Raw genomic sequence first — 11,837 nt, 5'->3', positions numbered from 1 at the left:
GCGACTCCCGCCGCGGCCTGGTGGCCGACAGCACGCACAGGGCGACCTGTGCCGCTTCTTCCGCGTACGGCGCCGGACCGCTCAGCGCACGGGGACGGCCTTCGGCCGCCTCATCGCCAGCTGCCGCTTCAGCCGGGGTCCGAACGGCCGCTCCACGAAGCGGTGCATCAGCCAGGCCAGTCCCAGCAGCCCGGTCACCGACGCCACGAGCGTGGGCCACGGCCCGAGGCCGAGACCCCGGTGCAGCACCCGGATGACGAACCAGCCCAGGTGCTCGTGGATCAGGTAGAAGGGGTACGTCAGCGCCCCGGCCACCGTCAGCCAGCGCCAGTTCGCCCAGCGCATCCAGCCCAGCGCCACCACCGCGACCGCCGCGAAGGACAGGAAGACGATCGACTGGATGACGTACGGGTCGCGCGGGAAGGCGCCGTGCATGCCCGGGTGCCACAGGGCCGTGACCGAGTAGCGCTGGCCCAGCAGGAAGGACATGCCGACGATGCCCCACAGCAGCAGGTCGCTGCCGAAGCGGTGGATCAGGTAGAGGGCCAGGCCGCCGATGAAGTACGGAGCGTGGTCCCGCATCACCAGCTCGTCCGTGAGCGGAAGGTCGGCGACCCGGGCGAAGACGCCGGCCAGCGTCCACAGGATGCAGAAGGTCACCACCCGCCGGTAGGTGACGCCGCGCCAGATCACGAAGAGCGCGAAGAGCACGTAGAACCGCATCTCCACCCAGAGGGTCCAGCACACGCCCAGCACCCGCGGCACGCCCATCGGCTGCTGCAGCATGGTGAAGTTCATCAGGAACTCGTCCGACCTGAGCGGGTGCACCACCGCCGGCAGGAGGACCGAGGCGGCGCCCACGATGAGCAGGGCGGCCCAGTACGCCGGGTAGAGCCGGGAGACGCGGGAGCGGAAGAAGTCGCCCAGGGTACGGCCCCAGCTGCTCATGCAGATCACGAAGCCGCTGATGACGAAGAAGAACTGGACGCCCAGACACCCATAGGTGGCCGCCCGCGACAGGGTCGGGAACACCGCGGCGGGGGACTGGTGCCAGGATTCGGCGACCGTGCCGTTCTTGCCGGCGAAGTGGTAGAGGCAGACCATCAGCGCGGCCAGCAGTCGCAGCCCGTCCAGGGCGCGCAGCCGGTCACCCGCGCGCTGGCGGACGGGGCCGGCCGGCAAGGCGGCGGGAGCCGGCAGCCGTTCGGCGGGCAGCGCCCCGACGGTGCTCGCCGGTGCGAGGGTCTGGTCGGCCGGTTTCATCGTGGGCCTCTTTCGGCGGGTGCGAAGTCGTGTGTCGTCCGTGGGTCAACGGAACGACGCTACGCAACCCCGACGGAGGAAAAGCGATCCGAAGTTGACGTGCGGCAATCGCACAGATGTCGCGTGGGTGAAGGGCACGGCACCGAGTTGACACCCGGGCGCGGAAAAAGCGCGTCGCTCCCCGGTCCGGCGGGGAGCGACGCGTGGGCGGGCGGCGGGATCAGCGCCGCGTCAGCGCCCGGGCCCGGCGGGCGATCCGGCGCACGGTCGCGTTGCGCGGGATGAACGACAACTGCGCGGGCACCGCGCCCGGGAGAGCCAGCGAGGTCAGCCGGCGCCGCTTGAAGTACCGCCAGGTGTGCGCATCGAGGTGCCGGGAGAGGTAGCTCTCGGCGGCGGCCCGCAGTTCCGGGTAGATCTTCGGCTGCATGGCGAAGCCCACCGCCCCGAGCAGCGCGGCCAGTTCGTCCACGCGCTCCGGCGAGGGCATCGACCAGCCGGACACGGCGCTGCCGTCGCCGAGGTCGGGCAGCAGCGCGTCGGCGATGGTGACCGGCACCCGGTTGCTGTTCTGGTAGGGCGTGAGCCGGGCCAGGACGGTGTCCGTGCCGACCCGGGCGACGGGCAGGCCGTACAGCGCGGCCGCCGTGAACAGCGCGGTGGAGAAGCAGCCGACGACCAGCGCGGGGCGCAACCGCTGGAACGCCACCTCGGCGAGCACGGGCACGTCCAGCAGGGTGAGTTCGGCGCCGAGCCGGTCCGCCTCCTGCTGCAGCAGCCGCGACCAGTGGGCGGGTGCCACCGGGTGCGGCTTGAAGACCAGCCTGCGATGGCCGAGCGCCACCGCGCCACGCACCATCCGCAGGTGCAGCTCCTCCTCCTCGGCGGCGCTGAGGATCTCCAGCGCGGAGAGGTACTGGCCGAGGAGCAGGGCGGGCCGCGGCTCACCGGTGCCCGGCAGTCCGCCCTCGCCCTCGGCGAGTTCCTCCAGCACCTTCAGGAACACCTCGGTGGGCACCAGTTCCGGGCGCACCCCGAACTCGGTGAGCAGCAGCGGGGTCAGACCGGGGACCAGGTCGAGGTGGAGGAGGCGTTCGATGCGCGTGCCGACCAGCGGGTCGATCTTGTCGCGCGTGGGGCCATAGCTTATGAGGCCGTCGGCGTAGACATCGACGGGAGCGCCGGTGAACAGCTGGCACAGCGCGAGCGCCGGGTTGACCTGCACGGACTCCACGGTGAGCCGGATCTGGTCGTCACCGAGTCCCCACAGCAGCCGTACGTACCGCTCCCACATCGGGATGTCGTTGGCGCGCGGGCCCCAACCGCTCGGGTGCAGGGGCGCGATGGTCTCGTTCCAGGACAGCACCCCGTCGAAGCGGCCACCGATGCTCCGGAAGCCCGGCATCAGGTCCACGGACGGCGTGGTCTCGGGATTGGCCGCGTTGTTGGTGACGACGAGCAGCCGGCGGTCCGCCGGTTCGAACAGTCCGGCGTCGAGGGCGGCGGCCAGGGTGGCCGCTCCGTACAGCGTCGACGCGCAGAAGACGTGGGTGGTGCGGGGCATCAGGCGGCCACCGTCCGGGCGCCGGCCGGCCGGCGCCGGAGCCGCCGCAGCCGGCTCGCGCGCTGCGGGTCCATCGAGTCCAGGACCTGCGCCAGCACGTCCTGCGGCAGCCTTTTCAGCGCGCCCGCGCTCAGGGAACGCAATTGTCGAGCCACGGCGGGTTCGAACCTCTCGATCGATCCGAGGTGATGGGCCATGATGGCGCAATACGTGCGCACGGCTTTCGGCAGCAGCTTATCGGCCTCGGGGTCCCGCGCCGTTTCCTCGATCACCTGGTCGAATGCGCGAATGAAATCCAGTTGACGGACGTCACCGATCTGGGTGAGTGACGAAGCGACTCCGCGCCGGTAATACACGCCGAGCAGACCGACGGCGGCGAAGGATTTCGCCTCCCGGTGCAGCCTCCAGATCCACGGCCGGTCCTCGGCCGTGCGCAGCCCGTGGGTGAAGTGCAGCAGGCCCTCGTCGACGAGCCGGCGGTGGTAGATGCCCGCCCACGCGTACGCGTAGTCGACGGAGGTGGACCGGTCGGCGGGCAGGATCGTGTCCCGCGGGTTCAGCACGACACCGCGGCGGCCCTGCGGCACCCGGTGGATGGAGCGGGCCCGGCCGGTGCACTGCACATGGTCGGTGCGGACGAAGTCGCAGCCCAGCTGGTCCATGGCCGCGACCAGTTGCGGGTAGTACCCGGGGGCCAGCCAGTCGTCGCCGTCCAGGAACGTCAGGTACTCGCCGCGCGCCCGGTCGATGCCGGTGTTGCGCGCCGTCGCCAGCCCTCCGTTCTGCTCGTGTCTGACCAGGACCGCGCCCGGCAGATCGCGTTCCGCGCGCGCCAGGATCTCCGGGGTCTCGTCGCGCGAGCAGTCGTCGACGAGAATGAATTCGAAGTCCTCACGCGTGTTCGCGCGCAGGCTCTTCAGCGTGTCTGGCGCGTATTGCTGGACGTTGTAGAAGGGCACGATGACCGAGAGCTTCACCACCCGGATGACGTTAGAGGGAAGCCCGGCCCGCGTCCTGACCGTATCCTTGATTTCAGGTGAACTGCGCGTGGCAAACCTGTGAACCGGGCTGTTTTCCGGTGTGATCAGAGCCTGATTCGCCATTCGGCGACGCGCTGTTAACCGTTTGTTGTGTTCAGGTTGGGCGGAACCTTGGAATCGCTTCCTAGCGTCTTCGACGTGCCAGCAAGTGCTACGAAGTCCCTGCGGGTCGCCGTCCTCGCGGACTCCGACACCCGCTGGAAGTGGGGCGCGCTCACCGCGCAGCGCCTCACTCCCGCGGCTGCCGAGGTCCGGCTCGACGGCTACCTCCTGCGGGGACGTGCCACCCCAACCGCCCGCCAGCTCAGGGAGGTCGGCGTCCAGGCCGACGCCCTGAGCGAGGTCACCGGCGTCGAGTTCCTGCGCGCGATGACCGAGGAGCCGTACGACATCCTCGTCCTCGCCCTGGTCGGCGGCGGCGTCCAGGCGATGCTGCACGGGCTGCGTGCCGCGTGGGGCCCCGGGCGGCGTCCCGTGATCGTCACCGGCTATGTCGGGGTCGTCTACGAGAAGCTCGCCGACGGGCTGCTGCTGCGGCACGGCGCGGACCTCGTCCTCGCCAACTCCCGCCATGACGCGGACCGGTTCCGGGCCGTGTACGAGGGTGTGGGGGCCGACGCCTCCTCGGTCACCGAGGTCGCGCTGCCCTTCCTCGGCGGCACGCCCTACACCGGCGAACACGACCCCTACACCGTGGTGTTCGCGGTCCAGCCGTCCGTGCCGGACAACCGCCGGGACCGTACGTACCTGCTGGACCGGCTCATCGGGCACGCCCGGCGGCACCCCGAGCGCGAGGTGCTGCTGAAGCTGCGCTCCAAGCCCGGCGAGCACACCACCCACATCGAGGAACTGCCGTACCAGAAGCTGGTCCAGGGCAGGGACCTGCCGGCCAACTTCCGGCTGGTGTACGGGCACATGGGCGAGGTGCTCGACCGCACCGACCTGCTCGTCACGGTCAGCTCCACCGCGGCCCTGGAGGCCCTGCACCGCCGTATCCCCACGGCCGTCCTCACCGACCTCGGGGTGCGCGAGGTGCTCGGCAACCACCACTTCACCGGCTCCGGCTGCCTCGCCTCCTGGAACCAGCTCGACGCCGGGCACCGCCCGGTGCCGGACGAGGAGTGGGTGTCCCGGCAGGGCGTCGCGGCCGACGGCACCTACGCGACGGCGTTCGACACCGCCCGGGAACGCATCGCCAAGCTGCTCGACCGCCCCGGCGGCCTGCCGCCCCTGAACCCCTACTACACGCCCGAGACCGCGCCCGGTTACCTGCCGGGCATCCTCGCCCGCCACCACCTCGGCCCCGACGGCGTACCGCTGCCCGGCGCGCCCGCCGCCGACAGGGAGCCCGGTCCCGTACGGCAGATCGTGCGCCGGGCCGCGCGCGGCGCCTACCGGCACGGCGTCCAGCGGGTCGCCCCGGTGATCCGGCGGATGGGCGAGCTGTGACCCCACTGCAAGGAGTAGACCCCATGTCCCACTCGGAAGCGGACCCACGGGCCTCGGTCCGCCGGGTACTCGCGGTGATCCCGGCGCGTGGCGGCTCCAAGGGCGTCCCCGCGAAGAACCTCGCCCCCGTGGGCGGTGTCCCGCTGGTGGCGCGCGCGGTGCGCGAGTGCCGGGCGACCCGGCTGGTGACCGACGTCGTCGTCTCCACCGACGACCAGGCCATCGCCGCCGCCGCCCGGGAGGCCGGAGCCGAGGTCGTGCTGCGGCCCGCCGCCATCGCCGGTGACACCGCCACCTCGGAGGCCGCGGTCCTGCACGCCATGGACACCCACGAGGCGCTGCACGGCGCGCCGGTGGACGTGGTCCTGCTCGTGCAGTGCACCAGTCCGTTCCTGATCCGCGAGGACATCGACGGCGTGGCCGCCGCGGTCGCCGAGAACGGCGCCGACACCGCCGTCACCGTGGCCCCCTTCCACGGCTTCGTCTGGCGCAACGCCGACACGGAGGCCGAGGGCGGGGTGGGCGTCAACCACGACAAGTCCTACCGCCCGCGCCGCCAGGACCGCCCCCAGGACTTCCTGGAGACCGGCGCCGCCTACGCCATGGACGCGGCCGGCTTCCGCGAGCACAGCCACCGCTTCTTCGGCCACACCGAGCTGGTGCGCACCGACCCGGCCCGGGTGCTGGAGATCGACGACCCGCACGACCTGGCGCGGGCCCGGGCCCTCGCCCCCCTCTTCGACGCGGACCGCCCCGGTTCGCTGCCGACCGCCGGCGACATCGACGCGGTCGTACTGGACTTCGACGGCACCCAGACCGACGACCGGGTGCTGATCGACTCCGACGGACGGGAGGTCGTCGCCGTGCACCGCGGCGACGGACTCGGCATCGCGGCGCTGCGCAGGAGCGGCCTGAGGATGCTGATCCTGTCCACGGAACAGAACCCGGTCGTCGCCGCCCGCGCACGGAAGCTGCAGATCCCCGTGCTGCACGGCATCGACCGGAAAGACCTCGCACTGAAGCAGTGGTGCGAGGAGCAGGGCATCGCGCCGGAGCGCGTGCTCTACGTCGGCAACGACGTCAACGACCTCCCGTGCTTCGCCCTCGTCGGCTGGCCCGTGGCGGTCGCAAGCGCCCACGACGTCGTACGCGGCGCCGCACGCGCGGTCACCACCGTCTCCGGCGGCGACGGCGCGATCCGAGAGATCGCCAGCTGGATCCTCGGCCCCTCTCTCGATTCCCTCCCCAAGTGAAGGACACCCCCTGATGAGCACCAACTCCCGTCTGCGCACCTTCGGTTCGCGCGAGGTCGGCCCCGGCAAGCCCGTCTACATCTGCGGCGAGATCGGCATCAACCACAACGGTGAGCTGGAGAACGCCTTCAAGCTGATCGACGTGGCCGCCGAGGCCGGCTGTGACGCCGTCAAGTTCCAGAAGCGCACCCCCGAGATCTGCACCCCCCGCGACCAGTGGGACATCGAGCGCGACACCCCCTGGGGCCGGATGACCTACATCGACTACCGCCACCGCGTGGAGTTCGGTGAGGACGAGTACCGCCAGATCGACGAGTACTGCAAGAGCAAGAACATCGACTGGTTCGCCTCCCCGTGGGACACCGAGGCCGTCGCCTTCCTGGAGAAGTTCGACGTCCCCGCCCACAAGGTGGCCTCCGCCTCCCTCACCGACGACGAGCTGCTGAAGGCCCTGCGCGCCACCGGCCGCTCGGTCATCCTCTCCACCGGCATGTCGACGCCGAAGCAGATCCGCCACGCGGTCGAGGTCCTGGGCAGCGACAACATCCTCATGTGCCACGCCACCTCCACCTACCCGGCCAAGGCCGAGGAGCTGAACCTCCGCGTGATCAACACGCTGGAGAAGGAGTTCCCGAACGTCCCGATCGGCTACTCCGGCCACGAGACCGGCCTGCAGACCACCCTCGCCGCGGTCGCGCTCGGGGCGACCTTCGTCGAGCGTCACATCACCCTCGACCGCGCCATGTGGGGCTCCGACCAGGCCGCCTCCGTGGAGCCGCAGGGCCTCGTCCGCCTCGTCCGCGACATCCGCACCATCGAGGCCTCCCTCGGTGACGGCGTCAAGAAGGTCTACGACTCCGAGATGGGCCCGATGAAGAAGCTGCGCCGCGTCACCGGCGTCGTCGCCGAGGCGGAGATCGCCGCGGCGGCGGGCGAGCCCGTCTCGGTCTGAGCACCCTGATCGCCTTAGCTGCCTGCCCTACGACTCGCCTTAGCTGCCCTACGACGGGACGGTCGTACGCCGATGAGCCCCCGCGCCGGTCAGGCCGGCCACTCTGCCCACACGCTCGCCTTCGTGGAGAGCCCGGTACAGCTGCTGAACGTACTGGAGTGGGCGCACCTGCACGGCCGGCGCGGCGGCGCCGGGCCGGGACGGCAGGCCGTGCCCGCGCAGGCCCGGCGGGTACCGGCCGGAGCACCGCCGGCCGGCGCGGAGTTCACCGTCGTCGTCCTGTCCCCGACCGACCCCATGACCCGGGGCCAGCTGCGCCGCATGGCCGACCTGGCCCGGGACGAGGGGTACCGGGTGCGCTGGGAAGAGGCGCGGGGCGGTACCACCGCGCCCTTCCACACGATCGGCGGCCTGGCGGGTTCCCTCCGCCGGGCCGACCGCATCGTCATGGGAGACCCGTTCTCCCGCTACGTACAGCTGCTGCTGACCATCACCCGGGCCAAGGACCTGGTCGTGGTCGACGACGGCACGGCGACGATGGAGTTCGTCGCCCAGCTGGCCCGCGGCGAACGCCTGGTCCGCTGGCACCGCAAGGGCGGCCGGCCCGGCGCCCGCGACCTGCTCTTCGCGCCGGTCTCCTCCTCCGCCCGGCGCCGCCTCACCCCGAGCGACCGCCGGCGCGTCCAGGTCTTCTCCTCCATGCCGGTGACCGAGACCCCCGAGGGCGTCACCGTCACCGCCAACGACTTCGCCTGGACCCGCGCCCGCTTCGGGCCGCCGCGCATCACCAAGGGCGCGGACATGGTCGGCACCTCCCTGGTGGAGACCGGCGTCGTGGACGCCGACCGCTATCTGGAGGCCGTCCGCCACCTGGCCAGGGCGCACGGCGCCGCCCGCTACTTCGCGCACCGCCGTGAGAGCACCGACAAGCTGCACCGGCTGGCCGTCGAGACGGGCCTGGAGATAGTGCGTCCGGACCTGCCGCTGGAGCTGATCGCCCGTCGCGGCCCCATCGGCCGGACGATCCTCAGCTTCCCCTCCACGGTCGTGCACACCCTGCCGCTGGCCCTGGCCGGCACGGGCGTCCGCGTGGCGGTCTGCGACATCGACCCGGCCTGGCTCACCGACACCGCCTCCCCCCGGGCACAGGGCTTCCTGTCCGGCGTGACCGACACGGCCCGGGACGTGCACCGCCTCGCGGCGGTGGCTCCGGCGTGAGCGCCGCGTCGCGGTGCCCTTCGTGACCCGTCGCCCGGGCGAACGCCGGGTGGGGCGGCGTGGGACGCCGGCTCACCGGGGGGAACCTCGTGCCGCCTCCCACGCGAACGGCGGCAGCGGGGCGAACGGTGCTGTGCGCGGTCCGCGGCTCGCCCTTCCGCGTCCCTGCCTGGGCTCCCGGCCCCCGGGCCCGGCCCCGGCCGTCCCACCCGTCGCGTTCCTCCCGGGTCCGGTTCGTGGACATCGCGCGCGTGATCGGGCCGAGGCGTGGTATGCGTGGAAGGAGGAAACAGAGGTTTTACCCACCACAGTCCGCCACCATGCGTCCGCCGGTCAGATTTTCTTCCCCTAACGGGCTGAACTTTTGTTGATCGAGGGGTAGTTGATCAGTGGGCGTCCTACCCTTCAGAGGGTGAAGCAATTGATGTCCCTAGAGTCCGAGGCCGGCCTCCCGGGGGATGTGCTCCCCGGCGTGCTGAGCGAGGCCCTGCACGCCGAACTCGTCGCCTTCCGGCGCGATTTGCACATGCACCCCGAGCTGGGCAACCAGGAGTTCCGTACGACCGCCGCGATCAAGGAGCGGCTCCAGCAGGCTGGGCTCAGGCCCCGTGTCCTCGCCACCGGAACCGGACTCGTCTGCGACATCGGGGTCACGGAGGGTGAGCGTCCGGCCGTACCCATCCTGGCCCTGCGCGCGGACATCGACGCGCTGCCCATCCCGGACACCAAGACGGACTGCCCCTACCGGTCGACCGTGCCGGACCGCGCCCACGCCTGCGGCCACGACGTGCACACCACCGTCGTCCTCGGCGCCGGGCTCGTCCTCGCCGACCTGCACGCCAAGGGGCTGCTGTCCCGCCCGGTGCGGCTGGTGTTCCAGCCCGCCGAGGAGGTGCTGCCCGGCGGGGCCCTCGGCGCCATCGCCGACGGGGTGCTCGAAGGCGTCGGCCGGATCCTCGCGGTGCACTGCGACCCCCGGGTGGACGCCGGGCGGGTCGGGCTGCGGCACGGGCCGATCACCAGCGCGTGCGACCGGCTGGAGATCGCGCTCGACGGGCCCGGCGGCCACACCGCCCGACCCCACCTCACCACCGACCTGGTCACCGCCGCCGCCCGCGTGGCCATCGACGTGCCCGCGCTCGTCGCACGGCGCGTCGACACCCGCGCCGGGCTCGCCCTGACCTGGGGCCGCATCGAGTCCGGCCACGCCCCCAACGTGGTGCCGCAGCACGCCGAGCTGTCCGGGACCGTCCGCTGCCTGGACCTGGACGCCTGGCGGGACGCGCCCGACATCGTGCACGAGGCCATCGACGAGGTCGCCACGCTGCACCGCGCCAAGTCCGAGATCAACTACATGCGGGGCGTGCCGCCCGTGGTGAACGACCGGGAGTCCACCGACCTCCTGCGCCGCTCCATGGTCGCCCGGTACGGCATGCGTTCCGTGGAGAGCACGGAGCAGAGCCTCGGCGGCGAGGACTTCTCCTGGTACCTGGAGGAGGTGCCCGGAGCGATGGCCCGCCTCGGGGTGCGCCGGCCCGGCGAGCGCGTGGTGCGCGATCTCCACCAGGGCGACTTCGACGCCGACGAGCGCGCGATCACGGTCGGCGTGGAGATGTTCACCGCCGCCGCCTTCCTGGAGACGGCGCAGACCTGATCCACGCCCGACGGGACGGGCACGGCCGTCCGGCCCCGCGCCGGACGGCCCCACGCGGGGGCGGATCCACTGGGGGGACGGATCCACTGGGGGAGAAGCCCCCGGCCTTGCGCCGGCCGGGGCAATACCCTCGTGAGCCATTCGTGCACGGTGCGCGACGGCGCCGCGAGAGGTCTGCGATCCCGAGTTCAGAAGCTGTTTGCCTCGAATCGATAACGGCTTCGAGAGGGGGTTTTTTGCGACATCTACGCGCGTTACGATGCCGCGAAGCCGACGCCAATGGGGGCGTCCAGGCTGGGGCACTGTCAAGGTGCTCCCATCAAGCGCCGACACGGCGCTCAGGTCAGGTGAAGGAGCCTCCCGTGCGCCGGGTAGCCAAGCTTTCCGCTGCGTGTATCGCCACCGCAGCTCTCGCCATGACTGCCACCGCGTGTGGCAGCACCTCCTCCGACAACGGCAACGACTCGTCCTCCACGGGTGGTGGCAAGGGCGTCAAGATCGGCCTCGCCTACGACGTCGGCGGCCGCGGTGACCGGTCCTTCAACGACTCGGCGGCGCGCGGTGCCGACAAGGCCAAGACGGAGTTCGGCGGCTCCATCAAGGAGCTGACCGCGAAGTCCTCGGACACCCCGGCCGACCGTGAGCAGCGCCTCTCGGACCTGGCCCAGGCCGGTTACAACCCGATCATCGCCGTCGGCTACACCTACGCTCCGGCCGTCGACAAGGTCGCCAAGCAGTTCCCGAAGACGTCGTTCGGCCTGATCGACGCCGTGGTGCCCGGCAAGAACGTCGACAGCATCACCTTCACCGAGGAGCAGGGCTCCTACCTGGCCGGTGTCGCGGCCGCGCTGAAGACGAAGAAGGACCACGTCGGCTTCATCGGCGGTGTCGACAGCCCGCTGATCAAGAAGTTCGAGGCCGGTTACGTCCAGGGCGTCAAGGACACCAACTCGAAGATCAAGGTCGACACCCAGTACCTGAGCCACGGCTCGGACACCTCCGGCTTCGCCAGCCCCGACAAGGGCAAGCAGGCCGCGCAGGGCATGCTGGACAACGGCGCCGACGTGGTCTACTCGGCGGCCGGCTCCTCCGGCAACGGCGCGATCGAGGCCGTCAACGGCGTCAAGGGCGCCTGGGCCATCGGCGTGGACTCCGACCAGTACCAGATCCCGGGCCTGGCCAAGTACAAGAACTCGATCCTGACCTCGATGGTCAAGAACGTCGACGTCGGTGTCTACGACTTCGTCAAGTCGGTCAAGGACGGCAAGCCGCTGACCGGCACCAACACCTACTCGCTCGAGAAGGAGGGCGTCTCGCTCTCCACGAGCGGCGGCTTCATCGACGACATCAAGGCCAAGCTGGACGCGGCGAAGAAGAAGATCGTCGACGGTTCGGTCAAGGTCAAGACCACCCCGTGATCTGACGGATTCCGTCGGACTTGTGG

Annotated in this window: 9 protein-coding genes; 6 read left to right on the top strand and 3 right to left on the bottom strand. The window is 71.2% G+C overall.

Translation table 11 applies throughout. The features are described from left to right. Nucleotides 1-81: 81 nt before the first annotated feature. The 3 genes from AB0B40_RS33845 to AB0B40_RS33835 form a co-directional block, all read right to left on the bottom strand. Nucleotides 82-1,263, bottom strand: a complete 1,182-nt coding sequence (locus AB0B40_RS33845; protein WP_345048126.1) for an acyltransferase — start codon at nucleotides 1,261-1,263, stop codon at nucleotides 82-84. Between the two features lie 220 nt (nucleotides 1,264-1,483). Continuing rightward, the gene (locus tag AB0B40_RS33840; protein WP_362267337.1) at nucleotides 1,484-2,827 is read right to left on the bottom strand and encodes a polysialyltransferase family glycosyltransferase; all 1,344 of its coding nucleotides are present in this window, start codon (nucleotides 2,825-2,827) and stop codon (nucleotides 1,484-1,486) included. After that, nucleotides 2,827-3,807, bottom strand: a complete 981-nt coding sequence (locus AB0B40_RS33835) for a glycosyltransferase family 2 protein (RefSeq protein WP_345048130.1) — start codon at nucleotides 3,805-3,807, stop codon at nucleotides 2,827-2,829. Before AB0B40_RS33835 ends, AB0B40_RS33840 begins: the two co-directional genes overlap by 1 nt. 198 nt (nucleotides 3,808-4,005) lie before the next feature. Here AB0B40_RS33835 and AB0B40_RS33830 point away from each other — a divergent pair, with 198 nt between their 5' ends. The 6 genes from AB0B40_RS33830 to AB0B40_RS33805 all read left to right on the top strand — a co-directional run bounded on the left by AB0B40_RS33830 (nucleotide 4,006) and on the right by AB0B40_RS33805 (nucleotide 11,811). After that, entirely contained in the window at nucleotides 4,006-5,316 is a 1,311-nt protein-coding gene (locus tag AB0B40_RS33830) for a DUF6716 putative glycosyltransferase (protein ID WP_345048131.1), read from the top strand. 23 nt (nucleotides 5,317-5,339) lie between these two features. Beyond that, nucleotides 5,340-6,569, top strand: coding sequence for an N-acylneuraminate cytidylyltransferase (locus AB0B40_RS33825; protein WP_345048133.1), 1,230 nt, complete (start codon nucleotides 5,340-5,342; stop codon nucleotides 6,567-6,569). Nucleotides 6,570-6,582: 13 nt separating this feature from the next. Further along, a complete protein-coding gene (locus AB0B40_RS33820; protein ID WP_345048229.1) occupies nucleotides 6,583-7,521 on the top strand; it encodes an N-acetylneuraminate synthase family protein in 939 nt (312 codons plus the stop codon). 72 nt (nucleotides 7,522-7,593) lie between these two features. Further along, nucleotides 7,594-8,739: a hypothetical protein gene (locus AB0B40_RS33815; protein ID WP_345048134.1), complete on the top strand. Its 1,146-nt coding sequence runs from the start codon at nucleotides 7,594-7,596 to the stop codon at nucleotides 8,737-8,739. Between the two features lie 424 nt (nucleotides 8,740-9,163). Next, nucleotides 9,164-10,393: an amidohydrolase gene (locus AB0B40_RS33810; protein WP_345048136.1), complete on the top strand. Its 1,230-nt coding sequence runs from the start codon at nucleotides 9,164-9,166 to the stop codon at nucleotides 10,391-10,393. Nucleotides 10,394-10,755: 362 nt separating this feature from the next. Beyond that, a complete protein-coding gene (locus tag AB0B40_RS33805; protein ID WP_345048137.1) occupies nucleotides 10,756-11,811 on the top strand; it encodes a BMP family ABC transporter substrate-binding protein in 1,056 nt (351 codons plus the stop codon). The last annotated feature ends 26 nt before the right edge of the window (nucleotides 11,812-11,837 follow it).

The organism is Streptomyces sp. NPDC042638, from assembly GCF_040647235.1.
In the GTDB taxonomy this organism is placed as follows: domain Bacteria; phylum Actinomycetota; class Actinomycetes; order Streptomycetales; family Streptomycetaceae; genus Streptomyces; species Streptomyces rameus.
This window is presented reverse-complemented; position numbering and strand designations above follow the sequence as displayed.